We start from the raw sequence: 26,812 nt of genomic DNA, 5'->3' as shown, positions 1-26,812 counted from the left end.
CCCCCACCGGCCCCCGGAACACTCACCCGTGGAACTGCGCCAGGTAGTCCCGCTGGCTCGGCATCTCGGCCACCAGACGCGCCGACTGCTCCCGCACCGCGGCGAACTCGCGCTGCGCGTCAGCCTCGTCCAACAGATCCAGCGCGGGATGGGAACGAGCCGGCCGCCTGCCCATGCCGAGCAGCATCACGTTGTACGAGTAGGGCTCGAAGCCGTGGTAGTGCGGATAGATGCTGTCGTCTGACGGCAGCCGCGACTCCCACAGCCGTCGCCGTTCGGCCATCCCTTCCGGCACCGCCCGGTCCTTCGCGGCCTTCCAGTACGGCGTGTCCTCCCGGGTGGCTGCCTTGTAGTGCAGCACCAGGAACTCCTTCACACCGTCCATGCACCGTGCCACGGCCCGGTTGTATCCCTCGGCCAGGCCCTCGTCACGGGCCTGCGCCGGGAAGTACCGGACCAGTTGTTCGATGCCGTACTGGATGAAGAAGATGCCCGTCGACTCCAGTGGCTCCACGAAGCCGCTCGACAGTCCGATGGCCACGCAGTTGCCCACCCACGAACGGCGGTTGCGTCCGATGCGCATCCGTACGTGGTTGGCCTCCGCACCCTCGGCGGCCGGCCCGACGAACCGCCGCAGCTCGGCCTCCGCCTCCTCCGGTTCGCAGAACTGCGAGGAGTAGACGTAACCGGTGCCGATCCGCTCGTACAGCGGAATCGTCCAGATCCATCCCGCACCGCGCGCCGACGCGGTGGTGTACGGCGGCATCTCCCGGTCGCCGTGGTACGGCACGCGCAGCGCCACGGCGCGGTCGTTGGGCAGCACGTCCTGGAAGGACTCGAACGGTTCCCCGAGGGTCTTGTTGATCAGCAGGCCGCGGAACCCGGTGCAGTCGATGAACAGGTCGCCGTCGATCACCCCGTTCTCCCGCGTGGTGACTCCGGTCAGCAGGCCCTGCTCGTCGCGGCCCACGTCCACCACGTCGTCCAGCACCCGCCGCACCCCGCGCCGGGTCGACCAGCCGGCGAGGTACTCGGCCAGCATGGCGGCGTCGAAGTGGTAGGCGTAGGGGAACTGGGTGTCCTGGTCCGCCATGGTGGTGTACCGGAGCCGGTCGCCGCCGTCGTGCAGCGAGGACTCGAACAGCCCGCCGTCCAGCCGCTTCGGCGAGCGCTTGGCCTCGCACAGCGCCGGCAGGACGTAGCACGCCTCGTCGAACCGGCGCGTGCTGTCGCCGAGTTTGACCCACCAGTCGGCGAGCGTGAAGTTCTGTGCGGTGCGCAGGCGTTCGAAGGGGTGGTAGAAGTGCTCGCCCGGCCTGCCCCAGTCCTCGAAACGGATGGCCAGCTTGTACGAGGCGTTGCAGGCCGGCATCCAGTCCCGCTCGGCGAGACCCAGGTAGTCGAAGAAATGCCGCACGGTGCTGAAGGTGGCCTCCCCGACGCCCACGGTCGGGACGTTGGCCGACTCCACCAGGGTGACCGAGAGCCGGTCGCCGAACGTCGCGCGCAGATACGAGGCCGTCATCCAGCCGGCCGTACCGCCGCCCACGATCACCACGTTGTCAACCATACGGTTGATCTCCTTCCTGGAAGCCGGTCGTGCGGGAGCTCTGCCACTCCCACAGGTAGGGGAAGAACCGGTGGCGCAGAGTGCGCTCGAGGTAGTCGATCGACGTGCCCCCGGTACCGGGGGTGAAGCCCCCGATCATCCGGCGCACCAGCGACACGTGTTCCGTCCGCCAGCGCAACCACAGGTCGTCGAAGTCCAGCAGCAGCTCGCTCAGCGCATACAGGGGCGAGGCGGCCCATCGGCGGGTGCGAAGATCCGCCCATCGTGCGAGGCCGCTCCGGAGCGCCGCCTCCTGATGCGCCCGGGCGACACTCCGTTCCCCGAGCGTGCGGGTCACCGCCTCGGGCAGCGTTCCGCCGCACACCGTGCGAAGGTCGGTCAGATACGTCTCGTCCCGGAGGCCGCAGAGGACTTCCAGTTCCCGGAACTGGGCGGACTGGAAGCCGCTGGCCGTGCCGAGGCTCTCGCGGAAGTCCTGAAAACTCTCCGGCGGCAGGGCGCGCAGCGTGCGCATCTGGGCCAGGAGCGCCTCGACCACGTGGTTGCCGCGCCGCAGCACACCGCAGCCCTCCACGAACCGGTCGGCGTCCAGCAGCATCACCAGCCGCCGCTGGTCCGAGACCAGCAGCCGGAACCAGAGCTCCATGGCCTGGTGAACGACGACGAAGTGCAACTCGTCCGGGTTGCCGCTTCTCGGCTGCTGAAGGTCCAGCAGCTCCGGAAGCCGCAGGTAGCTCGCGTAGGTCAGCTCGCGGGCAGCGAGAGGTTCGGGATGCCTCCCGGCGACCGTCACCATGCCGTGGTTCCCTCCCGTGCGGACAGGGCTCACCACCCTGCTGGTCGCGGTGGCCCGGCGACAGACCCGGAAGAGGTGACGGAACGACCGCCCTCCGGGGTACCCGTTCGGGCACCGTCAACATGCGCTTCCGACCTGTCGCCGAGCGCTCGGTACTCCGGGCGGGCGGCTTCGCGGTTCCCCATCACGGTGTACGGCCCGGGGGCTTTACCGGGCGGCGTCCTACCCGATCGCGCGGAGAACATCGGCAAGCCAGACCAAGTGGTGGCCCACAGCCCGGTCCGGATCGGCGAGCAGGTCCTGTTAGGTGCTGCCACGAATCGGTGAGTTGTCCGATCATGATCGTTCTCGGTTCGCCGAGGACGGCATCGAGCTCGTCACCGGGTATGGACCAGAAGTCCTCGCGTTCGAGTGCTACTGCGCTGCCGACTGGCGCTCCGATGTGTCGCAGCGCCAGGTCGAAGGCGTGCCGGAGCTGGTCGAGCGGGATCTGGAGAGGTTCGTCGGCCATGTGCTCATCATGTCGGTTTGGGACCTCGGGGCGACGTGAGGAGCCGATGCTGTTCCGCAGAGGGCCGACTTCTGTGAGGCGCCGGCTCGATGGCCAGCCAGCTCACCGCCACCACCGCCATGCCGTCACCCAGCAAGGAGAGCGCGACCCCGGTGAGGACGCGCCGCGGCATGGAGCCTCGGTCTCCGCCAGGAGTTCGCGGAGGAGGGGCTGGGCGCCGGCTCCGGCACCATCGTCCCGGCCACGCTCGCGCCACAGCCGTGACCGGGGCGGCGATCCGCTCCGTGAGTGCCGGCCCAGCCCCCACGCGCGCGACGATGCCCCCGAACCCGCAGGTTCGAGGGCTTCCGATGTCCGGGGACATCACCGTGCGCCCCCGGCAGGACTCGAACCTGCGGCCAAGCGCTTAGAAGGCGCCTGCTCTATCCGCTGAGCTACGGGGGCCTTGTGGGGTCGCGGGTGGGCGGTCCCACCCCCGAGGCCGTGCTCCGGCCAAGGATAGGGGCAGGCGCGTCCTGCTGCTTCACGTCCGCGACGGGTTGTAAAGGTTCGGTGAAGCGGTCTCGATACTCGCAGGCTACGGCGATCCGTGCAGCAATTTCGGCGACTCGCAAGGTGGGTGTTGCGCAGTCGTTATGGCTGGATGCGGTGGTGCCCGACCCGCGGCCCCGGCAAGGGGGCCCACCAAGGGATCCCGAGTGATTTTCGGTGATGAGACACCCGAAACGCTTCAAAAAGCCTGCAAAATTGGGCATTCTTCTGCTGTGGCGATCTTGGAGGCACAGTCCGAACTGCTCGACGCGCTCACCGTGCTGCGCGACCGCGTCGCCGCCGTGCGCCTTCCCCTGGCCCTGCCGGGAGTGGAGCGGGCCCGGCGCTCGCGTACCGAACTGCTGGCCCAGCTCGACGACTACCTGCTTCCGCGGCTGCGCGTGCCGGAGGCGCCGCTGCTCGCCGTGGTCGGCGGATCCACCGGCGCGGGCAAGTCGACCCTGGTCAACTCGTTGGTGGGGCGGCGGGTCAGCGAGGCCGGCGTGCTGCGGCCCACCACCCGCACCCCGGTCCTGGTCTGCCACCCCGAGGACGAGCACTGGTTCGCGGGGGAGCGGGTGCTTCCCGGCCTGGAACGGTTGTGGATGCCCCGTCAGGAGGACGCCCATACCGTGGGAGGCTCCGACGACGACCCCCACGGACCCTTCGGTGCGGAGGCCGTCCCGGAGACCTCCGGACTCGCCGTGCGCGTCGAGACCGAGCCCGGCATCCCCCGCGGCCTCGCACTCCTGGACGCGCCTGACGTCGATTCACTCGTGGTGCGCAACCGCGACCTTGCGGCCCGACTGCTCTGCGCCGCCGATGTCTGGGTGCTGGTGACCACCGCGGCCCGCTACGGCGATGCGGTGCCCTGGCACCTGCTGCGTGCCGCGAAGGAGTACGACGTGGTGCTCGCCGCCGTCCTGGACCGGGTGCCGCACCAGATCGCCGACCAGGTCTCCGAGGAGTACGCGGCCATGCTGGCGCGCGAGGGGCTGGCTCGGGTGCCGCGCTTCACCGTGCCGGAACTGCCGGAGTCCGCGGGCGGCTCCGGACTGCTGCCCATGACCGCGGTGGCGGGCCTGCGGGAGTGGCTGGGCCGGTGCGCGAACGATCCGGCAACGCGTGCGGCGGCCGCGTCGCGCACGGCGTCGGGGGCGCTGGCCTCCCTCCGGTCGCGGGTGGGTGCCCTCGCCGGGGCCGCCGCGGCCCAGCACGCGGCCACGGTGCGCCTGACGCGGCAGGTCGACGACGCCTTCGACGACGCCGCCTCCCAGGTCTCCCGGCTCACGACCGCAGGCGGGCTGCTCGCGGGCGACGCGGCGGCCCGCTGGGCCGGGTTTCCCCTGGACAGCGCGGGCGACGAGGTGCTCGACGCCTTCACCGAGGGCCTCACGGCACTCCTCGTGGGCGCCGTTTCCGCGGCGGGCGAGCGCATCGCGGCGGCGTGGCGCGCCGAGCCCGGGGCTCCCGTCGACACGACCGGGAGCCCCGTCGCGCTGACGGAGGAGCGCCGGGGGCGTATCGGTCTCCTGGTCCGGCGCTGGCGCCGGTGCGTGGAGGAGCTGGCGGACGAGGAGCTCCGCGCCGCGGAACGGAGTGCCGCCGACCCCGAGGAGACGGCTGCGCGGCTGGCCGTCTGCCTGCTCGGCGGCCCCGAGGCCGAGGACGGTGCGGCCGGGTCTCTGCGGGCCTCGCTCGGCCCGGAGGCCGCCGAGCGTCTGCGGGAGCGGGGCGGACGGATTCTCGGCACGTGCGTGGAGCGCGTACTGAACGGCGAACGCGAGCAGTGGCTGGCGCCGCTGGACGACCTCGGCGCCGCCCCGGACAGCCAGGTGGAGCTGGTTGCCGCGTTCTCCGTACTGCGCAGGACCGAGGCGGCGCGGCCGCAGCCGTAGCCGCCGCTCAGCGAAGGAGAGGTGACGCAGTGACGGATGGCAGCGCGCCGGACGGCGCAGGCGGCCGGACCGCCGGTCCGGAACCGCGGAGCGCCGGCCCCGGGGAAGCCGCGGACGCGGCGTCGTGGCCTTACGACCGCCGTTCGGCGGCGGAGCCCGCCTGGCCGGCGGCCGACGGGGGCCGGGATCCGGCACCCGCGCAGGTCTTCCGCCCCGAGGCCGCACCCGCGGCGGACGAACCGGAGACGGGGACAGCGATGGCGCCGCCCACGAACCGGATGCCGTCCGAGGCCGGCACGCCGTCCGTCCCGCCGCTGCCGGAAGGACCGCCGGAGCCGCCGGTGCACGGCGAGCCCGCTCCGCCTCCGGACCCTGCCGGGCACCGCTGGGACGACGGGCTGATCGCCCGGCGAGCCCCCCGGTCGCCGGCCGGTCCCGCCGAGGGTGCGCAGGCGCCGCCCGCCTCCGGCGATGCGTCTCCCGGAGCGGGGGAGGCCGGCACGCCCGCACCGCTGCCGCGGACTCCTCGACCGGACCGGACCGGTGCGTCCCCGCAGACCGCCGACCCGCAGCGTTCGGGGGCCCCGGAGCCCTCCGGCACGGCCCGTGCACGCAGCGTCGACGCAGACGACCGCCCTGCCCCGCCCACTGCTCCGCGGCCCCGTGCTCAGCGGCCCCCGGGGGCGGGCGGCCTTCCCGCTCCCGACGGGCTCGGTGCCGGACCGGTCGGCGGTCCGCTCCGTCACCGGCTCGCCGCGCTGCGCGAACTGATCGGCCTCTCCCGCACGCGCCTCGACGGCAAGGTGCTCGCGGAGGCGGGCCGCGTCCTCGACGAGGCAGGGGCCCGGGCACAGCTCTCCGCCGCCTACACGACGGTCGCGCTCGCCGGCGCGACGGGGAGCGGCAAGTCCTCCCTGTTCAACGCCCTGGCTGGGCGGGAACTGAGCGAGACGGGGCTCCGCCGCCCCACGACCTCGCAGCCCGTGGCCTGCACCTGGGAGGCGGAGCGCGAGGGCGGCGCCGACGGTCTGCTGGACCGTCTCGGCGTGGCTCCCACGATGCGGCGGCGCGTGCGGGACGCCGCTCTGCACGGGCTCGTGCTCATCGATCTGCCGGACCACGACTCCGTCGCCCCCGACCACCGCGCCTACGTCGACCGGCTGCTGGGGCTGGTCGACGCGGTGGTGTGGGTGGTGGACCCGGAGAAGTACGCGGACGCGGCCCTCCACGAGCGCTACCTGCGTCCCTTCGCCGGATACGCCGAGGTGAGCTTCGTCGTCCTCAACCAGGTCGACCGGCTCTCCGGGGACGCGGCAGAGGCGGTACTGCACGACCTGCGCCGTCTGCTCGACGAGGACGGCATGGCGCTGGGCGACCACGGCGAACCCGGCGCGCGGGTACTCGCCACCTCGGCGCTCACCGGCGACGGCATGACCGAACTCCGCCAGGAACTGGGTGCGTTCACCGCGTCGCAGCAGGCGCCCGCACTGCGCCTGACGGCGGATCTGGACGGCGCCGCCGAGCGGCTGCGGCGGGTGTACGCCGACCCGGAACTTCCGGCACCGGTGGGCCTGACGGACGCGGACCGGGAGGAGTTCGAGGACCTGCTCGCCACGGCCGTCGGTGCCTGTGCGGCGGGGCAGGCGGCGGAGCGCGCCTGGCTGCGCCACGCGGAGCGTTCCTGCGGCACTCCGTGGTCCCAGCTCGTGCGCCGGAACGACGAACGCAGGTCCCGGACCGCCGCTGCCCCGGGGGCCTCCTCGAGCGCGGGTGCCGCGGAGTCCGGGGCGGAACCGGGCGGGGCCGCGGCGTCCGAGGTGCGGGTGGCACGCCCGGTCGTCGCGCATGCGGTGCGGCAGGTGGCGGAACGAGCGGCGGCCGGGTTGCCCGCCGCGTGGCGGAAGACCGTCCGCGACGCGGCGTGGAGAGGAGCCGACGGCCTGCCGGAGGAACTGGAGGTCGTGCTCGCCGAGGCCGCTGCCGAGGCGCCGCTCGCAGCGGCTTCGGGGCCCGGCGGCTCCGGTGCCGTGCGCGGGAGTGGGCGGCACCCGCTGCGACCGAGGATCACGCGGCCGCCCTGGTGGACGGCGGCGGCCCTCGTCCAGGGACTGTTCCTCTCGCTCCAGATCGTCGGCATGCTCCTGCTGGCGGGCGCCGTCGCGGGAGTCCACCGGGGCGGCCTGTGGCTGCCGGCGCTGCTGGTGCTCGGCAGCACCCTCGGCGCTCCCGCGGTCGCGGCGGGGTGCCGGGCCGCGGCCCGCGGGCCCGCACGGGCGTACGGGCAGGAGGAGGAGCGCCGCCTGCGCCGCCTCTCGGCGGGCTGCGGGCGCACCCGGGTGCTGGAACCGGTGGCGGCGGAACTCCTGCGCTACCGGGAGGTGCGCGAGCAGTACGTGGTGGCGGCCGGCGAGGGCGGGCCCTGCTGACGGCCCGTGAAGGGTGCCCGCGACGGCACGCGACGGTGTTCATCGCTCAACCGAGGCCTCTACCAAGGGAGTTCGGTGCGCGGCCTACATCCCCTTCCGTCGGATTCCCTCGATAACGATTCCGATTCGGAACGCGTGGACGGAGAGGATCGAGGGGAAGGCGGTTCGCCTGTCTACCTACGATCCCTGGGGTACGCACGGGGGTTCGGAGACTGTGTTCGGCGGGACGGCGTCAACTCCTCGACCTTTCGCCTGTCCTGCCCGGAGGGGAAGAGCATGACATCTGTTCGTGGACGGGCCGTCTCCCGTCTTGCTGCCGCGGTTTTGGCCCCGGGCCTGCTCGCGGCGGGGGTGCTGTCCGGCGCGGGGACCGCCGCGGCGGACGACGCCCCGAGCCATCCGGGTGGCGCGTCGGCCGTCCTCGACGGCCTCGACACCTACGGCAACGCGCTGCTCGTCGAGGAGGACGGCGAGCAGCGAACGGTCGGCGCCGGCCTGTTCCGGATGACCGTCGAGGGCGGCGGCACCCTCAAGACGTACTGCATCGACATCGCCAACCCCACCGTGGACAGCGCCGGCTACAAGGAGGTGGGTTGGAACCAGTCCTCCCTCGACGGGAACCGCGACGCGGGGAAGATCCTCTGGATCCTGCAGAACTCCTACCCGCAGGTCGACGTCGACGCGTTGGAGGCCGAGCTCCACACCGAGTTGACGGAGGCCACGGCAGCCGCCGGCACCCAGGTGGCCATCTGGCGCTTCTCCGACAAGGCGGACGTCACCGCCGCCGACCCGGCTGCCGAGAAGCTCGCGGACCACCTGGAGGCCGAGGCCCGGAACGTGGCCGAACCCCGGGCGTCGCTCGAGCTGGGCCCGGCCGCCGTCTCCGGCAGGGCCGGGGAACGTCTGGGCCCGGTGACGGTGGACACCAACGCCGGGACCGTCGCCGTCGGGGCACCGACCGGTGTGACCGCGGGCGACGTGAAAGTCGTCGACGTCGACGGCAAGCCGCTGACCACGGCTGCCGACGGCAGCGAGCTGTACTTCGAGGTTCCGGACGGGGCCGAGCCCGGCGAGGCCCGCGTCACCGTGCAGGCCAGCACCAACGTGCCGGTCGGGAGGGCCTTCGTCAGCGACGAGGTCACCAGCCAGACGCAGATCCTGGCCGGCTCCAGCGACTCGACCGTGACCGCGACGGCGACCGCCCACTGGGCGGAGCGCGGTGCCGTTCCCGCCGTGACGGCCGAGAAGAACTGCACCGCCGGGGGCGTGGACGTCACCGTCACCAACCCGGGCGACGAGGCGTTCGCCTTCACGCTGGCCGGCGAGGAGCAGGAGATCGCCGCCGGCGACACCCGGACCGTCACGGTCCCGGTCGAGGAGGACCGGACCTACGAGATCACCGTCACCGGCCCCGGCGGTTTCGAGCGGACCTTCTCCGGCGTGCTCGACTGCCGCACGGCGACCACGGCCGGTGACGAGGGCACCACGACGCAGACGGGCGCCGTGACCCCCGCCGACCAGCCGGCCTCGGTCGCCGACGGCGCCGACCTCGCGGAGACCGGGAGCAGCAGCAACACCCCGCTGATCGTCGGCGTCGCCGTCGCCCTGGTGGCGGCCGGAGCCGGTGCCATGCTGATCGTCCGCAGGCGCGGCGCCACCGGTTCCCCGGACGAGGACTGACGGTCCGCGGCACAGGCTGCGCCGGTCACCCCGTGCGACCGGCCGGCGACGGGGCGGCCCCCTGCGGGCCGCCCCGTTTCGGTGTACGCCCTCTCATGCGGCAGGATGGGACGCGTATGCCTCGCGCGCGGTGTCTTCCGCCGCGCGCCCAGACCCCCGCGGCACGAGCCGCACGACTCCACTGGCGGACGGTTTCTCTTGGCTGAGTTCATCTACACCATGCGCAAGGCGCGCAAGGCGCACGGCGACAAGGTGATCCTCGACGACGTCACCCTGAACTTCCTGCCCGGCGCGAAGATCGGTGTCGTGGGCCCCAACGGCGCCGGCAAGTCCACCGTGCTGAAGATCATGGCCGGCCTCGAGCAGCCCTCCAACGGCGACGCCTTCATCTCGCCCGGCTACAGCGTCGGCATCCTCCTCCAGGAGCCCCCGCTCGACGAGTCCCGAACGGTCCTGGAGAACGTGCAGGACGGCGTCGGCGAGACCAAGCAGAAGCTCGACCGCTTCAACGAGATCGCCGAGCAGATGGCGACCGACTACAGCGACGCGCTCATGGAGGAGATGGGCAAGCTCCAGGAGGAGCTCGACCACGCCAACGCGTGGGATCTGGACGCCCAGCTGGAGCAGGCCATGGACGCCCTGGGCTGCCCGCCCGGCGACTGGGCCGTCACCAACCTCTCGGGCGGTGAGAAGCGCCGCGTCGCGCTCTGCAAGCTGCTGCTCGAGCAGCCCGACCTGCTGCTGCTCGACGAGCCCACCAACCACCTGGATGCCGAGTCCGTGCAGTGGCTGGAGCAGCACCTGGCCAAGTACGAGGGCACCGTCGTGGCCATCACCCACGACCGGTACTTCCTGGACAACGTCGCCGAGTGGATCCTCGAGCTCGACCGCGGCCGCGCCCACCCCTACGAGGGCAACTACTCCACCTACCTGGAGAAGAAGCGCGCCCGTCTGAAGGTCGAGGGCCAGAAGGACGCCAAGCGCGCCAAGCGCCTCAAGGACGAACTGGACTGGGTCCGTTCCAACGCCAAGGGCCGGCAGGCCAAGTCGAAGGCGCGTCTGACCCGCTACGAGGAGATGGCCGCCGAGGCCGAGAAGACCCGGAAGCTGGACTTCGAGGAGATCCAGATCCCGCCGGGCCCGCGCCTGGGCAACGTCGTCGTGGAGGTCGAGAACCTCAGCAAGGCCTTCGGGGACAAGGTCCTCATCGACGACCTCTCCTTCTCGCTGCCGCGGAACGGCATCGTCGGCGTGATCGGCCCCAACGGCGCCGGCAAGACGACGCTGTTCAAGATGATCCAGGGCCTCGAGGAGCCGGACTCCGGTGCCATCAAGGTCGGCGACACGGTCAAGATCTCCTACGTCGACCAGACCCGGGCCAACATCGACCCCAAGAAGACGCTGTGGGCGGTCGTCTCCGACGAGCTCGACTACATCAACGTCGGCCAGGTCGAGATGCCGTCCCGCGCCTACGTCTCGGCGTTCGGCTTCAAGGGGCCCGACCAGCAGAAGTCGGCGGGCGTGCTGTCCGGCGGCGAGCGCAACCGCCTCAACCTGGCCCTCACCCTGAAGCAGGGCGGCAACCTGCTGCTCCTGGACGAGCCCACCAACGACCTCGACGTGGAGACGCTCTCCTCGCTGGAGAACGCGCTGCTGGACTTCCCCGGCTGCGCCGTCGTCGTCTCCCACGACCGCTGGTTCCTGGACCGCATCGCCACCCACATCCTCGCCTACGAGGGCGAGAGCAAGTGGTTCTGGTTCGAGGGGAACTTCGAGTCGTACGAGAAGAACAAGGTCGATCGGCTGGGCCCGGACGCGGCCCGTCCGCACCGGGCGACGTACAAGAAGCTCACCCGAGGCTGAGCGGAGCGAGGACGAGGAGCGGGATCGCCGTGCGCCACACCTTCGCGTGCACCCTGCGCTGGTCGGACATGGACGCTTTCGGGCACGTCAACAACGTGGTCTTCCTGCGCTACCTGGAGGAGGCCCGGATCGACTTCATGTTCCGGCTGGCGCGGCAGGCGGACTCCGGTGCCTTCACCGGCGGTTCGGTCGTGGCCCGGCACGAGATCGACTACCTGCGGCCGCTCGTCCACCGGCACGAGCCCGTGACGATCGAGACGTGGGTCGCCAAGGTCGGTGCGGCGGCGGCGACCCTCTGCTACGAGATCAAGGACGGGGACACCGTCTACGTCCGGGCCGGCACAGTGGTGGTTCCCTACGACCTCGAGCGGGAGCGGCCGCGCCGGCTCTCCGCCGAGGAGAAGTCCTTCCTGGAGGAGTACTTCGATGACAGCGCCGGCGCAGCGACGCCTGGTCTTCGCTGACCCCGGGGAGGCGGCCGCCGTGGCCGCCTTCCTGGGGCGGCTGCTGCGCTGGGAGAAGGGCGCAGCCGTTCGGCTCCAGGCGGGCGGGGGAGTGCTGGGTGTGTTCGCCCGCCCGGCCCGCTTCGAGGTGTTCGCCGTCCTGACAGCGCGGCTCCTCGATTCCGCGGCGGCGGACCTCACCGTCTCCGCGGGCGAGCTGTTGGAGGGCATCGACGAGGAGAGCGAGTCGGTCGGCCTCCCCGGCGAGGTCACCGGGCCGTCCTGGGCCGGCCTGCTGCCGCCGCGCAGCGGATGGAGCCGGGTCGCCGACCTCTCCGCCTCCGGGGTGCGCCAGGGAGCGGCGCAGGTCGTCGCCGAATTCCGCAGCCGCACGGAGGCCCTGCCGCCCGAGGAGCGTACCCGTGCCCGCCTGGACGCCCTGGCCGAGGAGATCTGGGACCGGCGGCTGCACGGAACGGCACTGCCGCTGCGGGCGGTGCACGCCGCCCACGCCCTCGGGTTCCTGCACGGGGAGGGCACGCCCGCGCTCTTCGACGCAGGCCCGTGGCTGCGGCTGGGCACGCCCCGCGGTTCGGTGATCGCCCGCAGCAGGGGTGCGGTGCCCCGGCCCGGTGCGGGCCTCAGCGTCACCCCGGTCTGACCGGTCGCAGCACTAGTCCGCAGTGTTGATCATGGACCCTGCGGCGTAGACGAGGTAGTGCCACAGCTGGCGTTCGTGCTCCGGTTCCAGCTCGAGGCTGTCCACGGCGTCCCTCATGTGCCGCAGCCACGCGTCGTGCGCGGCGCGGTCCACCGTGAACGGGGCGTGCCGCATCCGCAGCCGCGGGTGGCCGCGGTTGTCGCTGTAGGTGCGGGGGCCGCCCCAGTACTGCATGAGGAACAGGGTCAGGCGTTCCTCGGCCGGTCCGAGGTCCTCCTCCGGGTACATCGGCCTGAGCAGCGGGTCCTCGGCGACACCCTGGTAGAAGCGGCGGACGAGCCGCCGGAAGGTGTCCTCGCCGCCGACCTGCTCGTAGAACGTCTCGGTCTGCAGGCTGCCGCGCGGAATCTCCATCACGCCCCCATGGTCGCAGATCCTCCCGGCGATCACGCCGGTGCTACGGCGCGCGGTCCGCGGACGGTGCCGGGGCGGGCGCGGTCCGGTGCGTGGGGGCGAACATCCTCGGTGCCGCGGGCAGCACGACCACGGCGGGCCCCGGTGCGGACATGGCCGCCGCCAGGTCGTCGCGCAGCCGTTCGGGGGCGGTGCGGATGGCCGGGACGCCGAAGGATTCCGCCAGAGCGACGAAGTCGGGGCCGGTCAGGTCCGTGGCCGCCGGGGCGCCGAACGCGTCCGTCATGTACGCGCGGAGGATGCCGTACCCGCCGTCGTCCACGACGAGCCAGGTGACCGGCAGGTCGTGCTGCCGTGCCGTGGCGAGTTCGGCGATCGAGTACATCGCCCCGCCGTCCCCCGACACCGCGAGCACCGGACTGCGGGCCGGACCGGCCGCCGCCGCACCGAGCGCGGCGGGGAAGCCGTACCCCAGACCGCCCGCGCCCTGGGCCGAGTGCATCGGTCCCGAGCGCGGATCGAAGGCCGACCACGCCCAGTACCCCAGGATCGTCATGTCCCAGAAGGTCGCGGCGTCGTCCGGCACGGCCTCACGGATGTCGGCGAGGAGTGCGCGTTCCGCGGCGAGGTCCTGGCTGTCGAGCCGCTCGCGGACCAGAGCCAGGAGCCTGCGCGCACGTGCCGCGCCGTCCCCGGCCGGGCGGGGCGCGGTCTCGTCGGCGAGTGCGCCCAGTGCGGCGCGGGCGTCGGCGTGCAGTCCGAGCGCGGCGTGGTTCGCCTCGAGCTTGCCGAGGTCGGCCTCGATCTGGACGAGTGTCCCGCGGGGGGTGAACGTGTGGTAGTTCGAGGACAGTTCGCCCAGCCCGGACCCCACGACGAGCAGAACGTCGGCGTCCTCCAGGAGTTCGGTGGTGTGCTGGTCCTCCAGCCAGGACTGCAGCGACAGCGGATGGTCCCAGGGGAAGACTCCTTTTCCGCCGAAGGTGCAGGCCACCGGGGCGTCCAGGAGTTCGGCCAGCCGCAGCAGTTCGGCCTGCGCCCCGGCACGCACCACGCCGCCGCCGGCCAGGATCGCCGGTCGCGCGGCCGCGCCCAGTGCGCCGGCGGCCGCCGACACCAGCTCCCGGCGTGGCGGCAGCGGGCGGGTGTCCGCGGCCAGGTCGCGGACCGGTGGCACCGCTGTCGGCGCGCTCAGCAGGTCCTGCGGAATCTCCACCCACACCGGGCCGGAGGGCGGTTCGAGTGCCTCCGCCCACGCCGCGGCCAGGGCGGAGGGGATCTGGGACGCCGCTCGCACGGTGCGTGCCGTCTTCACGACCCCGCGCAGCGTCCCGGCCTGGTCCTGCAGCTCGTGCAGGAAGCCTCGGCGCGCGCCGCCCAGTCCCGCGACGGGGATCTGGCTGCCGATCGCGAGTACGGGTGCCGACGCCGCCGCGGACTCCTGGAGCGCGGCGGAAGCCAGCAGCGCCCCGGGCCCCGTGGAGAGCAGCAGTGGAGCGACGCTGCCGGTCACGCGGGCGTACGCGTCCGCGGCGAAGGCCGCGTTGTTCTCCACCCGCATCCCCACCAGGTCGAGCGAGGAGCGGCGCACGGCGTCGAAGGCGCCGAGGGCATGCTGTCCGGGAAGGCCGAAAACGGTGCTCGCGCCGAGTGCGGCGAGGGATTCGGTGACCAGATCGCCGCCGGTGCGCAGCGGGAGAGGCATGGGCTGGGGTGTCCTTCGTGGTGCGGGCGGAGGCGGTGGCCGGACGGTCGGTGCGGAGGCTACGCGGAGTGTGCGGGGTCGGTGTCCTGCCGGGCGGATGCGGAACTCCCCGCCGTTCCCTCGGCACCCGAGGGCTCCGCCTCGTCACCGCGGCCCGCGAGACGCTCGCGCCACTGCTCCAGGCGTTCCGGGTCTGTGGGCCGGCCGGCAAGACTCACCGCCACGTAGGCGACGAGCGCGGCGATCAGCCCGTAGTAGATGGGTTCGGTCGCGAGCATGCCCTTGGCGATCATGGTGACGACGACGGTGATCCCGCCCGCGCCGACGGCGGTGAACGCTCCGGCGGCCGTGCCGCGCTTCCAGACCAGTCCGCCGAGGATCGGAACCAGCAGGCCGCCGACGAGGAGGTTGTAGGCGACGGTCAGGGCCGCCACCACGTCGTCGATGGCGACGGAGATCGCGATGACCGCCACGCCCATGAGGACCACGAACGTCCGGTTGTCGCGGACCTCGTCGCCCTCGCGTGCCGCTCCGTCCGCCGCGCAGCGGCCTCCCCGGCGCCGCAGCCGGACCCAGATGTCGTTCCGCGCGACCGTCGCGCACGCGATCAGTGCCCCGGAGGACGTCGACATCACCGCGGACAGGGCCGCCGCCAGGACCAGTCCCGTGACGCCCACGGGCAGGGCGTCCCCGGCGATGACCGCGAAGGCGTTGTCCGCGCGGGCGAGGTTCGGGTACAGCACCTTCGCGGCCGTGCCGATCACGGCTCCGGCCAGGGCGTAGGCCAGACAGTACGTGCCGGCCACGGTCCCGCCGTTCCGCGCGACCCGGTCGCTGCGGGCGGTGAAGACCCGCTGCCAGATGTCCTGGCCGATCAGCATGCCGAACGAGTAGACGAGCACGTAGGTGATGACCGTCTGCGTGCCGATGTTCATGGGGGAGAAGTAGTCGTCGGGCAGTTCCGCCCGCATCCCGTCCCACCCGCCGGCGCGGTACACCGCGAGCGGCAGCAGCAGGATCAGCACGCCGAGCGTCTGCACCACGAACTGCACCATGTCGGTGAGGGTGATGGACCACATGCCGCCGAGCGCCGAGTAGCAGACCACGATGGTGCCGCCGAGGAGGATCGCCGGCACCCGGTCGAGTCCGAGGACGACGTCGAAGATGGTGGCGTAGGCGATGGTCGACGTGGCGGCGAGCATCAGGGTGTACGCCCACATCACGATGCCGGACACCAGGGCGGACGGACCTCCGTACCGCAGTTCCAGCATCCGGCCGACCGTGTAGACGCGCAGCCGCGAGATACGGGCGGAGAAGACGATGCTGAGCACCAGCAGGCCGACACCGATCGTCACGACCAGCCAGGCGCCCGACAGGCCGTACCGGTACCCCAGGCCCACCCCGCCGATGGTGGAGGCGCCTCCCAGCACGATCGCGGCCATCGTGCCCGAGTACAGGGCCGGCCCGAGGCGCCGCCCGGCGACCAGGTAGTCGCTGGTGGACCGTGCTTTGCGCATGCCCCACCAGCCGACACCGACCATGCCCGCCAGATACATCACGATCACTGCGTAGTCGACGGTCATGAACGCTCCTCGGTCCGGGGGAGAGCGACGGTGGGGACACGTCGCGTGGGAGGAAGGCCGCGTCACAACCTAGGTATCCGCCGAACGGCTGAGAAGTGTACGTTTCCTCCACCCGCGGCCCGCGCCGTGTGCGCACCGCACCGTTCTTCTCGCCGCTCCGGGAGCCCTCGTGAACGACCCGCCGCCGCCCACCCCTTCGGTGCCGCTCGGCGCGCTGCTGGCCGACCGGAGCCTCGGGCTGGGGCAGGTCGCCGGCCCGCGGTCCACCGGGATCCGGGTCCACGCCGTCCACACCAGCGAGATGGCCGATCCTGTGCCCTACCTCCTCGGCGGCGAACTGCTGCTCACCGCCGGCGTGCACGCGACCGCGACCGCCGGGGGCGGACGGGACGCCGAGGCCCATTGGGACGGTTACGTCGCCCGCACGGTGCAGGCCGGTGCCGCCGCGCTCGGGTTCGGCATCGACCCCCTCTACGATGCGGTGCCGCCCGCCCTCTCCGCCGCCTGCGACCGGAGGGAACTCCCGCTGCTGAGGGTGCCCGGCAGGACCCAGTTCACGGCCGTGGCCCGGGTGATGTGGCAGTTGCTCGCCGATCGGCGCCACCGGGAGCTCCGCAGGCTGAGCGCTGCGCAGCAGGCACTCAGCAACGCGGCGACCAGGGCGCACCCGGTGCCGGCGGTGCTGGCGCAGTTGGCGGAGCAGACCGACGGCTGGGCGGTCGTCCTCGACGGGTACGGCCGGGACCTGGCGACGGCAGGCACCGTGCCCCCGGCTCCGGTGCGTGAGGATCTGGTGGGTCTCGCACGGCGGTTGAGCGCCTCGCCGTCCTCGGCGGCGGGAACCTCGCGGGCCTGGCGCCTGAGCGCCTTCGCCCTGACCGGCGGTGGTGACGAGCGGTTGGCGCTGGGCGTGTGCGCGCCCCACCACGACGGCAACGACGACGCGGTCGCCCGGGTCGCCGTCGTGCTGCTGTCGCTGCTCACGAGCCGGCGCGGCGGGACCGGCAGCGGGGGACGGCTCCCGGCCGCGCTGGTGCGTCTGCTGCTCGGGGCGTGTCCCGACGAGGCCGTGTCCCTGTTGCGCCCCGGGGCCGAGCGGTGGACCGTGGTCCACGGAAGGCGCCGCGGCCCCGCCGAGGACAGCGGCCCGCTGGCGCTCGCCGCGCTCGCGGCGGACCTGGACACCGATCTGCTCGACCTGGACGGCGACCTGCTGCGGGCGCTCGTTCCCGGGGACGGCCCCGCCGAGGCCCCGCCGGGGTGGACTCTCGGGGCGTCCTCACCGGCGCCGCCGGACGCTCTGGAACGGGCGGGCCGGGAGGCGGCACGGGCTCTGCGGCGTGCCCGGGCGGAGCATCGGCCGCTGGTTCGGCAGCGCCCCGTCGAGGGGCGTGACGTCTCCTCGCTGCTCGTCCCGGACGAGGCGCGACCGGTGGCCCGTGCGCGGCTGCGGCCGCTCCATGAGCGGCCCGAACTTGTCGAGACGCTGCGGATGTGGCTGTCGGTGCACGGCAGTTGGGACCGGAGTGCGGTGGCTCTCGGCGTGCACCGCAACACGGTCCGGCAGCGCGTCGCTCGGATCGGACGCCTGCTCGACGCGGACCTCGGTGACGCCGACGAACGGGCCGAGCTGTGGCTCGCGCTCCGGTGGCTGTGAGGCGGGGCCCGGCGGAGCCCGGCCGGCACGGCCGGGCTCCGCCGGGTGTCAGCCGAAGTGGAGGGTGATCGTCGTCCAGGCGCCGACGTGGACCTGGTCGCCGTCACGGAGCGGCACCGGCACGAAGGGCTGGATCGGGTCCTCGCCGCCGTTCACCGTCGTGCCGTTCGTGGAGTTCTGGTCGACCACCGACCAACTGCCGTCCGGCTGCGCCACGAGAAGGGCGTGCTGGTGGGACACCCCGGGGTCCTCCGGAGCCCGGCCCAGGTCGATGTCGGGGGACTCGCCCGTGGAGTTGCGGCGGCGCCCGATCGACACCTGCTGCCCGGTGAGCGGCAGTTCGTGCTCGGCCGAGTACGCCGGCAGGTTCAGCGCCGACGCCTCCGGGCCGCTGCGCTGCATCATCGCCGCGAAGTACTCGCGGTCCGGGGCGACGACCGCCGTCCAGGAACCCGACTGCGGCGGCCCCTGACCGCCTCCCTGCTGCGGCCCCGGTCCGCCCGCACCGCCCGGAGGAGGAAGTGTCCAGTCGCCGCTGGGCGGCGACTGCCGGCCCGTGTCGTGCGGGGCCGGTGGTGGCGGCTGCTGCGGGGCCTGGTGCGGCGGCGGGGCCGGCGGGGCGTGGGCTGCCTCCGCGGGCGCGCCGTGCGGCGGGTAGCCGTAGCCGCCCTGCGCCGGGTATCCGGGACCCTGCGCCGGTGGGGCGCCGCCGTGGCCGCCCCACGGGTCCGGCGGGGGAGCCTGCGGGTAGCCGTAACCCCCGCCGGGGCCGTGCTGCTGCGGCGGTTGCTGCTGAGGAGCCTGCGGGTAGCCGTATCCGCCCGGCGGCTGGGCCGGCGGAGCCTGCGGCGGGCCCTGTTGCGGGTGGCCGCCGTGCTGTCCGTGCGCCGGCCCGCCGTGGTGGGGAGGTTGCGGGTAGCCGTAACCTCCCTGCTGCGGCACGTGGCCCGGCGCCGGTTGCGGGGGAGCGGGCGGCGCACCCGGACCGGGAGGTCCCGGGACACCGGCCCCGGGCGGGCCGGACGGGCCGGGCATGCGGTGACCGCACACCTCGCACCAGTCGTCGGCCGCCGACTGGTGGCCGTTCGGGCAAGTCGGCATGGTCGTGCCTCCCCCATCATCACTGCGGCTCTGTCGGTACGGGCCCTCGCGGGCCGTGCACCGAGGGTCCCGGGGCGTGACCCGGACGACCCTCGTTCTCGTGGAACAGTACCCGGCGGGGGCCTCCCGGAGTCGACGCCGTCGGGAGCGGCCGGCGTGCGGCGGGCCACACCGCCCGCCGCACACGGGGGCGCGGCGCGCGGTGTGGCCTGGTTCGTCCGCCTTCAGGGGTGGTCCGCGGACCGTTGCGGAGTGGTGAACGGCACCACCGCCACCGTCACGTTGTCGTGGCCCCCGCCGTCGAGGGCCAGGCCCACCAGATGCCGTGCCGCCGCGAGCGGCCGCTCCGCGGCGTCCGGCGGTACCGCCTCGGCCATCTGCCGGGCGGTCTCGGCGTAGTTCCACAGACCGTCGCTGCACACCACGACCACACCGGAGCGGTCCGGCTGGAACGAGGCGGTGTGCGGGTCGAGTTCGTACGCGTCCGCGCCCAGCCAGCCGGTGATCGCGTGGGCGCGCGGGTCGGCCTGGGCCTGGGCCTCGGTCATCAGTCCCGAAGCGACCATATGGGCCGCCCAGGAGTCGTCCGTCGTCAGCCGGGCGGGGCGCGCGTCGCGGTCGTCGGGGACCCAGTAGGCGCGGCTGTCCCCCACCCAGCCGACGGTGAGTACGCCGGGCGTGACCACGGCACCGACGATGGTGCAGGCCGGGGCGTTGCGCTGGGCTGCTCGTTCCTCGTCGGTGGCCAGCACGTCCACGGCGTCCCCCGCGGCGACGAGCGCGTCGTGCAGGGCCTGCTGCGGATGCACGTCCCGCGGGAGGGAGGCGCACAGCGAGGCCGCCGCCGCCTCCGCGGCCGCCTCGGACGCCCGGTCGGACCGCTGGGCCGAGGAGACGCCGTCGCACACGACGGCGATGCGGGCGGCCTCCCCGGCGGGAGTGCGTGCGGCCGCGAGCGTGAAGAAGTCCTCGTTCCGACGGCGACGCAGCCCCAGATCGCTGACTCCTCCGGCACCGTCCCGCTCGCGTTCCCAGTGGTCGCGGGCGACGGGCTGCTGGTGCCCGCAGTCCGTGCAGTGGCCGTCGGGGCCGACGGCGCCGGTGCCGCAGGCCACGCAGTGTTCCGTGTCCGGGGAGTCGTCGCGGGTTTCCGCCGGTGCCGGGGCATCGCCGGGCCGGTGCGCGCCGTGCGCCGGTTCCGCGTGAGCGTCCCCGTCCCCGCCCGCCCCGGGCGCTCCCGCTCCCGGCCGGAGCGAGGTGGTCACGGGATCGTCCCCGACGGTTCCGGCGCCGCTTCCGTCGCCCGCACTCCCGGCGGCGAGCGGCGCGGGCGACGGCGGTGCGGGGGTCGCCTGCGGAACGGCGGGCAGCGCCGTGCCACAGGCGCCGCAGAAGCGGTCTCCCGCCTCCGCGGGTTCGTCGCAGCCGGGGCAGGCCGACGGTCGCTCGTTCTGTGGCATCGTCACACCCATGTTCGGGGGCGGATGCGGTTGGCCCGCTCCACCAGTTCGATCCTCTCAGAGCCGGACTGCGCCAGCCTGGCGAGGCGCCGCAGGGACCGCTCCAGGCCCTCCCGCAGCCGGCCCTCCTCCGGTACGGCCTCCAGCAGGGGCAGCACGTGCCCGTCCAGCACCGGCCGGGCGGCGATCACCCAGTCCAGCGCGCTCCCCAGCACCTCGCAGATCAGCTGCTCCAGGCGCAGCGCGTCGAGCCCGCCCTCGCGCAGCAGTTCCACCTGACGCCCGGCGGCGCACAAATCCTGGTACAGCGGTTCGCGGGGGTCGCGTCCCCGCAGGCGCGCCCGCACGGCCGCGACCCGCGCCGCCACGTGATGGCTGGAGGACTCCGGCACCGATTCCAGCGCTCCGACGGCCCCCGCTCGGTCGCCGAGCGCGAGGCGGACCCGGGCGAGTCCGAACGCGGCGCTCACGAACGCGTGGTCCGTCGCCCACACCAGCCGGTAGTACTCCGCAGCGTTGTCCCACTGGCCCAGGGCCTCCGCGCAGACGGCGAGGGCCAGCTTGGGAGCCGGCTCGCCGGGGAACGCGTCGTGCACCGCCTCGAAGGAGACCGCCGCGGTCCGCCGATCCCCGGACGTCAGCGCCGTGAGCCCGCGGTACCACACGACCCGCCAGTCGTCGGGGTGGTGCTCCTCCAGCGCGGCGAGCGCGTGCGCCGCGTACCGTCCGGCGTGCGGAGCGTCCGACTCCAGTCCGGCCCGCAGCTCCCGCAGCCGACGTTCCACGGAGTCGGCCGGTGCGTGCGCGAGAGCGGCCGCGACCTCCCCGGGGGACGAACCGGCCAGCCCCGCGAGGAACCCGGCGCAGGGGTCGCCCGGATCCACCAACGGAACGGGGAGTGCCAGCGCCGCCGCTGCCGTCCGGAAGGGAGCACCGGAGGGACCGGCCGTCGGAGCGGGCGGTGCCTGCGGCGGCGCCGCGCGTCGCCGACGCGTCGCCGGGCGCGGCCCGAGCACGGAGGGCTCGCCCAGCGCCGGACCCGCCGGTTCGCTGTCGACCACCCGCAGTTCCGTGCCGAAGAGGGACGAGAGCGCGGGCTGAGGCTGCCCCGTCCGCAGCGCGACGACCTCCCGCAGCACTCCCGTCAACTGCTCCGCCATGTCCTGGGCGGAGGCGAAACGGCGCCGCGGGTCGGGGTCGGTGGCGCGGACCAGGAAGCGGTGGAAGGACTCGTACCTCCGGAACACCTCCACTTCCTCCGGAGCCGGCAGGTCGGTGGCGTAGGTCGTGGTGCAGCCGGAGAAGTCGAAGGTGAGCACGGCCAGGGTCCGCGCCACCGTGTACAGGTCGGAGGCCACCGACGGGCCGACCCGGGGCACTTCGGGAGCCTGGTACCCCACCGTGCCGTAGACGGAGCTGCTGTCGTCGTCCATCCGGCGGACGGCCCCCATGTCGATCAGCTTGAGACGGTCCTCCTGCTGGATCGCGTTGTCGACCTTGAAGTCGCAGTAGAGCAGATTGCGGGCATGGAGGTGCCCCAGCGCCTCCAGGGCCTCGATGCCGTACGCGCAGGCCTGCTCGACGGGCAGCGGATCACGGCGCCCCTGCGGGGTGCGGCGGGCGTTGGCGATGTCCTTCAACGACCGGCCGCCGACGTACTCCATCACGATGTAGCCGTCGAGGCTGCCGGTGTGCCGGTCGGGGTGCTCCACGAAGTTGTAGATGCGGACGATGTTGGCGTGCTCGATCTCGGCGAGGAATCGGCGCTCCGCGATGGCCGCGGCCATCGCCTCCTCGTCCCCGGTGTCCAGCAGCCCCTTGAGAACCACCCAGCGCCCCGCGACCGCGTGGTCGACCGCCAGGTAGATCCAGCCGAGGCCGCCGTGCGCAAGACAGCCCGCGACCTCGTACTGGCCGTGCACCACGTCGCCGCGGCGCAGTTTGGGCACGAAGGAGTACTTCTTGCCGCACTGCGTGCAGAAGCCTTCGGTGCGTCCGGGACGGCCGCGCCGCGTGCGCCCCACGGGGGCACCGCACTCCGGGCTGCTGCAGAAGCGCCTCCGCTCCGGCACCTCGGGGTTCGCCAGCACCCGCGTCGCGGGATCGGCCCGCGGCACCTGCGGCACGGACACCAGTCCGGCCCCGAGGCGGGTGCGCGTCGACGCACCGGAAGAGGCGCGGGAGTTGCGGACCGACACCGACGGGGCGACACCGCGTTCGGACGGCCGCTCGGGCAGGCTCCCGGAGACCGAGCGCCGTGAGGCCCGGGACGGCGAGGAACCCGCGGCCCCGGCACTCGTGGTGCCGTCCACCGACCCGTACCCCGACGGTCCCGGGCGGCCGGGGCCCGTCCCGGGGGCCGTACCGGGGGGCGGCACCGGGGCTCCGGGGGCCGTACCGCAGACGGAGCAGAGCGAGGCACCCCCGGAGCCGGTGTCCCGATGGACGCCGGGGCAGCCCGGTTGCCGGCAGGCCCACCCGCCGGTTTCCGCGCGGTGCTCCGGATGCGGTGCTCCCTGCGCCTGCGAGGCGGTGTTCATGCGTCCCCCCTGTGCTCGACGGCGGCCCTGTCGCCCCGCCCCGATGCGTCGTCCTGGCCAGTCCCGCGGCCCTGGCGCGGCAGCAGGGCCTCCTCCGCCGCTTCCCGGTACCGGCGCAGGGCGGCCTCGGCAGCGCCGAGATCGCAGGGAACGCTCCACAGGATGCGGCGCGCCGCGTCGTGCCGTTCGGCCAGAACTGCGTCCCCAGCCATGCCCTGCTCGGTGATCCTCGCACGACAGGCGTCCAGCCTGCCCCGCAGTTCGGCCCGCACCGCGAGCGGCGCCGTCACCGCCTCCAGGGAGTCCCGTGCCCGCCCGAGTTCCTCCTCGGCCTGCTGCTCCAGCGAGTCCAGCAGCGGCGAGAGCCGGTTCCAGCGGGCGTACCGCCGGTGCTCGACGGCCCGCGCGGCCTGCTCGTACAGGGCGGTCGGCGGTCCGCTCACCGCGGGGACCTCCGAGGCGGCGATCTTCGCCAGCACCTCGGTGCGGGCCGTCCGGGCCTCGGCGAGGGTGCGGTCGGCGCGGGCCAGCACGTCGCGCAGCCGCAGCAGCCGCTCCTCCGCGTCCCGGCGTACCGTCAGGACGGCGTCGATCTCGCGGCGCACGTCCTCCAGAGCCCGGGCCGCGGTGTCGTAGCGTCGGGTGTCCGGACGTCCGCTGCCCGGGGCGGAACTGCCGCCGCCACCGGTCCAGAACTCCAGGGGGTCGCGGAGCACGTCGTCGCGCAGCCGGTGGAGTTCGGCCGTGATCGCCTCGAGTTCGTCACCGGACGGGTGTTCGCCGGGCCGCACCCCCACAGAGTGGGCGAGGGACCGGACGCGGCGCAGTTCCTCGGCGAGCAGGTCGATGCGGGCGGGCAGCGCCGACCACACCGTGTCCGCTGCCGCGACCACGTCGAGCACCTGGGCGTACCAGGCGTTCATGCGCTGCACCAGCTCGGTCAGCGTGACCTCCTCGCAGCGGTCCTCGGCCCCGGCCGCGGATTCCGCTGTTCCGTCCGGCCCTTCGACGGCCGCGGGTATCGCGACGGTGCCGCACAGCAGGGCCGTGAGGTCGGTCAGGTCGTCCCGGGTGGGCCAGCGGTGCCGGGCCCGGAGCTCACGGGCCCGGCGCAGGGTGGCGGTGTAGAGGTCGAAACAGGTCCACAGGCGGTGCAGGACGCGCTCCGCACCCTCCCATCGCCGGGCGGTCGTCCCGGCCAGGTCGGCCCCCTCCAGCAGGCGGCGCCCGGCATGGTCCTGCAGGGCGATGAGGGTGGACTCGACCGCTTCGCGCTCGGTGTGGAGACGGGACAGTTCACCGTCCGCCTCCTCCCGGCTCATGGCCGGTCCGGTGGGTCGCGGGGAGCCCATGATCACCTCGCTGCTCGGCTGCGGTCGCGCTCAGTCCTGGTACACCGGTTCCGGCGGAGCGGGGCGTTCCGCGGCGCCGCCCTCCATCATGGTGCCCAGCCACCGTTCGTACGAGGCCCTCCAGCGGCTCCGGTCGCCTCCCGCACGGTAGTTCTCGAGCACGCGGTTGACCCGGCGCACCAGGTCCTCGTCGTCCAGGTTCATGGCGACGCCGTACGGCTCGACCGTGACGGGCTCGCCGACGAGTTCCATCGCCGGATCCTGGGCGACCTGGCCGGCTCCGAGCGCGTTGTCGGTGAGGACGGCGTCGGCCTCGCCCAACTGGACCCTGACCAGGCAGTCCAGCTGGTTGGCGACCTCGACCCGCTGCACGTCCAGCGCCGAGTACTCCCCGTCCGTCAGCAGGCGCTGGGCCGTGGAGCCCCTGGCGGTGCAGACGCGTTCGCCCTCGACGCTCTCGTCGAGGCCGGTGATGCCGCTGCCGCGCGGCACGACGAGCTGCTGTCCGCTGCGGAAGTACGCGGTGGAGAACGCCACCTGATCGGCTCGTTCGCAGTTGACGGTCATGGTGCGCACGACCATGTCCACGTCCCCGTTGCGGACGGCAGGTATCCGGCGGTCGGTGGGGATGGTCTTGAACACGATCTGCGGGTCCGGGCCCAGCAGGTCCTCCGCGATCGCGCGCACCAGGTCGATGTCGAACCCTGCCAACTCGCCCGTCGCCGGGTTCCGGTAGCCCCAGAGGTAGCTGTTCTGGTCGACCCCCGCGATCAGCCGGCCGCGCTCCTGGACGCGTCGCACCGCGGTCCCGGCGGCCGCCGAGGGCCGCAGACTGGCCGTGGGAGGCAGGCCGTCGGCGCACGCGGTGGGCTGTGCGGGAGAGCCGGGGCGCGCCACGGAGCCCGCGGGGGCGGTGAGTGGAGCCGCCCGGTGGTGTGCGGCCCGTGCCGCCGTCCCCGACCTCACCGCGGTGTCCCCGGAACCGCCCGCGGGCAGCGTGTTCACCGCGGCCAGCAGTGCCGTGACCGCGGCGGCCGACGCGAGCGCCGTCGTCCGTCGTCCGCCCGTCGCTGTGCTGTCGAACCTGCCGGTGCCCGGCACGTGGCGCCTCCTCATCGGTACTCCGCCAGGCCGCGTCCGATGCCGAACAGGACGCCCGCCGTGCCGAGCACGGCCAGTACCGCCGCCCCGGCCGCAAGTCCCGTCAGCGCGGCGCGGCCGTCGGATGCCGCCGTCGCGAACTCCGCCTGTTCATGGGCGCTCGCCTCCCGCAGGGAGGTGCTGACCCGGTCGAACGCCTCGCCGGTGGTGTCCGCCTCCCGGCCCGTCACCCGGGCGACGGCGGCGGCGTAGTCCCCGGCGTCCTCCGCCGCTGCCGCCTCGCGGTGCCGGGCACGCCAGTCGTGGAGCGCCCTCCGGGCGGTCTCGACCGGCTTCCGTCCGGCCGGGTCGTCGGCCAGCTCCAGCGCCTCGCCGAGCAGACCGTCCGGAGTGCGGCTCTCCCCGCTCTCCGGGCCGGCCACCCGTTCCATCAGCCGAACCGAGCGCTCCTCGTACAGCCCGCCGGCGCCGCGGGTGACGAGCCACATGTTCTCGGCGCCGCGCGCCTGGAGCGAGCCGGTCCACGCCTCGTTGAGTACGTGCAGCGATCGGGCGCCCTGCTCGTCCGCGGCGTCGAGGGAGGAGCGGGCCAGCGCCGTGGCCGCCGTGAGCCACAGCAGCGCGAGGAGCGTCGCCGCCGTGGCACCCACCAATCCGGGGCTCAGCACCCGGTTGGTGCGGAGGTAGTGGCGCCGCTGAGCCGCGCCGAGCGCGCCGAGGGCCAGGATTCCGGCGGCAGTGGCGGCCCACGGCCAGGATCGGGCCCGTGCCTGGTCGGCGCGGAGCCGGGCGGTCTCCGCCCGGTGCAGATCCCGCGCCGAGGGGAGCAGCTTCTCGTGCATCTGTTCGTTCGCGTAGCGGAGGTAGGCCCCTCCCAGCGGCAGCCCCTGCCGGTTGTCGGCCTGGGCCGCGCCCACCAGGCCCGTGTAGTGGGGCAGTTCGCGGTTGAGTTCGGCGATCTCCCGATCCGCCGCACCGGAGCTCTCGCTGTCGGCGGCGGCCTTGGCCAGCAGTTCCGAGGCGCGGCGGATGTCCCGCACGTAGCGCTCCCGTACCGTGCGCGATGCCTCGCCGCCGGCCAGGAAGCCGTCCGCGGCCGTGGTGTCGGCGTCCGCCAGGGAACGGTAGAGGTGTGCCGCGTTCTCGCTGAGCGGCTGGCTGCGGTCGATCACGGCGTCCGCCGCGGAGGCGCGCTCCGACACCTGCCAGGCCGTCAGGGCGCCGAAGCAGAGCAGGAGCAGAGCGAGGACGGCGCCGAGCCCGCGGAGGCGGCCCGGTTCGGTGGTGGCGGCCCGGCGGCTGCGGTGCAGCGCGTCACGCCAGGCACCGCGGCGGGCCGGCGGTACCGGCTGCTCCTCGGGCACGGAGCGCCGCCACGTCGGCGCCGAGGACGGCGGCGGCACACTCGGCGGCCATGCTGCGGGCGGCTGACTCACGCTGATACTCCCCCTGGACGTGCGTTCCCCGCGCAGCAGTATGACGGCAGACGCCCGCGGGAACATCGGGCGGCCCCGGATCTT

At 73.7% G+C, this 26,812-nt stretch carries 19 protein-coding genes and 1 tRNA gene; 8 read left to right on the top strand and 12 right to left on the bottom strand.

Going from position 1 to position 26,812, the window contains the following annotated elements; all coding sequences use genetic code 11:
- Positions 1–22: 22 nt before the first annotated feature.
- Together ACL06G_RS10320 and ACL06G_RS10315 are read right to left on the bottom strand one after the other, a co-directional pair.
- A complete protein-coding gene (locus ACL06G_RS10320; RefSeq protein ID WP_412785854.1) occupies positions 23–1,570 on the bottom strand; it encodes a tryptophan halogenase family protein in 1,548 nt (515 codons plus the stop codon).
- Positions 1,563–2,366: a tryptophan 2,3-dioxygenase family protein gene (locus ACL06G_RS10315; RefSeq protein ID WP_412785855.1), complete on the bottom strand. Its 804-nt coding sequence runs from the start codon at positions 2,364–2,366 to the stop codon at positions 1,563–1,565. Before ACL06G_RS10315 ends, ACL06G_RS10320 begins: the two co-directional genes overlap by 8 nt.
- Positions 2,367–2,694: 328 nt before the next feature.
- Here ACL06G_RS10315 and ACL06G_RS10310 point away from each other — a divergent pair, with 328 nt between their 5' ends.
- The gene (locus tag ACL06G_RS10310) at positions 2,695–2,916 is read left to right on the top strand and encodes a hypothetical protein (protein WP_412785856.1); all 222 of its coding nucleotides are present in this window, start codon (positions 2,695–2,697) and stop codon (positions 2,914–2,916) included.
- A 332-nt stretch (positions 2,917–3,248) separates the two neighbouring features.
- On the opposite strand, the gene ACL06G_RS10305 is transcribed toward ACL06G_RS10310, so the two are convergent.
- Positions 3,249–3,321: transfer RNA gene (locus ACL06G_RS10305), tRNA-Arg, on the bottom strand.
- A 329-nt stretch (positions 3,322–3,650) separates the two neighbouring features.
- Here ACL06G_RS10305 and ACL06G_RS10300 point away from each other — a divergent pair.
- The 6 genes from ACL06G_RS10300 to ACL06G_RS10275 all read left to right on the top strand — a co-directional run bounded on the left by ACL06G_RS10300 (position 3,651) and on the right by ACL06G_RS10275 (position 12,379).
- A complete protein-coding gene (locus tag ACL06G_RS10300; RefSeq protein ID WP_412785983.1) occupies positions 3,651–5,306 on the top strand; it encodes a dynamin family protein in 1,656 nt (551 codons plus the stop codon).
- A gap of 29 nt (positions 5,307–5,335) precedes the next feature.
- Complete coding sequence (locus ACL06G_RS10295; RefSeq protein WP_412835754.1) at positions 5,336–7,732, top strand: GTPase; 2,397 nt, start codon at positions 5,336–5,338, stop codon at positions 7,730–7,732.
- A gap of 276 nt (positions 7,733–8,008) precedes the next feature.
- Entirely contained in the window at positions 8,009–9,412 is a 1,404-nt protein-coding gene (locus ACL06G_RS10290; RefSeq protein ID WP_412785858.1) for a Cys-Gln thioester bond-forming surface protein, read from the top strand.
- 198 nt (positions 9,413–9,610) lie between these two features.
- A complete protein-coding gene (ettA, locus tag ACL06G_RS10285) occupies positions 9,611–11,275 on the top strand; it encodes an energy-dependent translational throttle protein EttA (protein ID WP_412785859.1) in 1,665 nt (554 codons plus the stop codon).
- A gap of 29 nt (positions 11,276–11,304) precedes the next feature.
- Positions 11,305–11,739, top strand: a complete 435-nt coding sequence (locus ACL06G_RS10280; RefSeq protein ID WP_412785860.1) for an acyl-CoA thioesterase — start codon at positions 11,305–11,307, stop codon at positions 11,737–11,739.
- On the top strand, positions 11,702–12,379 hold the full coding sequence (locus ACL06G_RS10275; RefSeq protein ID WP_412785861.1) for a DUF8010 domain-containing protein: 678 nt from the start codon (positions 11,702–11,704) through the stop codon (positions 12,377–12,379). Before ACL06G_RS10280 ends, ACL06G_RS10275 begins: the two co-directional genes overlap by 38 nt.
- A 12-nt stretch (positions 12,380–12,391) precedes the next feature.
- Here the strand turns inward: ACL06G_RS10275 and ACL06G_RS10270 are convergent, their stop codons facing one another.
- From ACL06G_RS10270 to ACL06G_RS10260, 3 genes are read right to left on the bottom strand one after another with little or no spacing between them, the layout of a single operon-like run.
- Positions 12,392–12,796: a globin gene (locus ACL06G_RS10270; RefSeq protein ID WP_412785862.1), complete on the bottom strand. Its 405-nt coding sequence runs from the start codon at positions 12,794–12,796 to the stop codon at positions 12,392–12,394.
- A gap of 40 nt (positions 12,797–12,836) precedes the next feature.
- Positions 12,837–14,498 (bottom strand): thiamine pyrophosphate-binding protein, encoded by a 1,662-nt coding sequence (locus ACL06G_RS10265; protein WP_412785863.1) that lies wholly within the window; start codon positions 14,496–14,498, stop codon positions 12,837–12,839.
- Between the two features lie 59 nt (positions 14,499–14,557).
- Entirely contained in the window at positions 14,558–16,081 is a 1,524-nt protein-coding gene (locus ACL06G_RS10260; protein ID WP_412785864.1) for a sodium:solute symporter family protein, read from the bottom strand.
- A gap of 169 nt (positions 16,082–16,250) precedes the next feature.
- Between ACL06G_RS10260 and ACL06G_RS10255 the strand changes: the two genes are divergently transcribed.
- Positions 16,251–17,738 carry a helix-turn-helix domain-containing protein gene (locus ACL06G_RS10255; RefSeq protein WP_412785865.1) on the top strand — a complete coding sequence of 496 codons (1,488 nt, stop codon included), beginning with the start codon at positions 16,251–16,253 and terminating at the stop codon, positions 17,736–17,738.
- Positions 17,739–17,786: 48 nt separating this feature from the next.
- Here ACL06G_RS10255 and ACL06G_RS10250 read toward each other — a convergent pair whose 3' ends face one another.
- From ACL06G_RS10250 to ACL06G_RS10225, 6 genes are all read right to left on the bottom strand, one after another.
- A complete protein-coding gene (locus ACL06G_RS10250; RefSeq protein WP_412785866.1) occupies positions 17,787–18,839 on the bottom strand; it encodes an FHA domain-containing protein in 1,053 nt (350 codons plus the stop codon).
- Positions 18,840–19,063: 224 nt separating this feature from the next.
- Positions 19,064–20,299, bottom strand: a complete 1,236-nt coding sequence (locus tag ACL06G_RS10245) for a protein phosphatase 2C domain-containing protein (protein WP_412785867.1) — start codon at positions 20,297–20,299, stop codon at positions 19,064–19,066.
- Between the two features lie 2 nt (positions 20,300–20,301).
- A complete protein-coding gene (locus ACL06G_RS10240) occupies positions 20,302–22,839 on the bottom strand; it encodes a serine/threonine-protein kinase (RefSeq protein WP_412785868.1) in 2,538 nt (845 codons plus the stop codon).
- Positions 22,836–24,191 (bottom strand): coiled-coil domain-containing protein, encoded by a 1,356-nt coding sequence (locus ACL06G_RS10235; protein WP_412785869.1) that lies wholly within the window; start codon positions 24,189–24,191, stop codon positions 22,836–22,838. The genes ACL06G_RS10240 and ACL06G_RS10235 overlap by 4 nt, the downstream gene beginning before the upstream one ends.
- 30 nt (positions 24,192–24,221) lie before the next feature.
- The gene (locus tag ACL06G_RS10230) at positions 24,222–25,307 is read right to left on the bottom strand and encodes a glutamate ABC transporter substrate-binding protein (protein ID WP_503167824.1); all 1,086 of its coding nucleotides are present in this window, start codon (positions 25,305–25,307) and stop codon (positions 24,222–24,224) included.
- Positions 25,304–26,728, bottom strand: coding sequence for a GlnX family signal transduction membrane protein (locus tag ACL06G_RS10225; RefSeq protein WP_412785871.1), 1,425 nt, complete (start codon positions 26,726–26,728; stop codon positions 25,304–25,306). The genes ACL06G_RS10230 and ACL06G_RS10225 overlap by 4 nt, the downstream gene beginning before the upstream one ends.
- Between the last annotated feature and the right edge of the window lie 84 nt (positions 26,729–26,812).

It is taken from the genome of Streptomyces callyspongiae (assembly GCF_047200695.1).
GTDB lineage: Bacteria > Actinomycetota > Actinomycetes > Streptomycetales > Streptomycetaceae > Streptomyces.
This window is presented reverse-complemented; position numbering and strand designations above follow the sequence as displayed.

Coding starts and splice junctions, on each gene's coding strand:
- ACL06G_RS10320 (WP_412785854.1), bottom strand. CDS start 1,570: ATGGTTGACAACGTGGTGATCGTGGGCGGCGGTACGGCCGGCTGGATG.
- ACL06G_RS10315 (WP_412785855.1), bottom strand. CDS start 2,366: ATGGTGACGGTCGCCGGGAGGCATCCCGAACCTCTCGCTGCCCGCGAG.
- ACL06G_RS10290 (WP_412785858.1), top strand. CDS start 8,009: ATGACATCTGTTCGTGGACGGGCCGTCTCCCGTCTTGCTGCCGCGGTT.
- ACL06G_RS10275 (WP_412785861.1), top strand. CDS start 11,702: ATGACAGCGCCGGCGCAGCGACGCCTGGTCTTCGCTGACCCCGGGGAG.
- ACL06G_RS10265 (WP_412785863.1), bottom strand. CDS start 14,498: ATGCCTCTCCCGCTGCGCACCGGCGGCGATCTGGTCACCGAATCCCTC.
- ACL06G_RS10260 (WP_412785864.1), bottom strand. CDS start 16,081: ATGACCGTCGACTACGCAGTGATCGTGATGTATCTGGCGGGCATGGTC.
- ACL06G_RS10250 (WP_412785866.1), bottom strand. CDS start 18,839: ATGCCGACTTGCCCGAACGGCCACCAGTCGGCGGCCGACGACTGGTGC.
- ACL06G_RS10245 (WP_412785867.1), bottom strand. CDS start 20,299: ATGCCACAGAACGAGCGACCGTCGGCCTGCCCCGGCTGCGACGAACCC.
- ACL06G_RS10240 (WP_412785868.1), bottom strand. CDS start 22,839: ATGAACACCGCCTCGCAGGCGCAGGGAGCACCGCATCCGGAGCACCGC.
- ACL06G_RS10235 (WP_412785869.1), bottom strand. CDS start 24,191: ATGGGCTCCCCGCGACCCACCGGACCGGCCATGAGCCGGGAGGAGGCG.
- ACL06G_RS10230 (WP_503167824.1), bottom strand. CDS start 25,307: ATGAGGAGGCGCCACGTGCCGGGCACCGGCAGGTTCGACAGCACAGCG.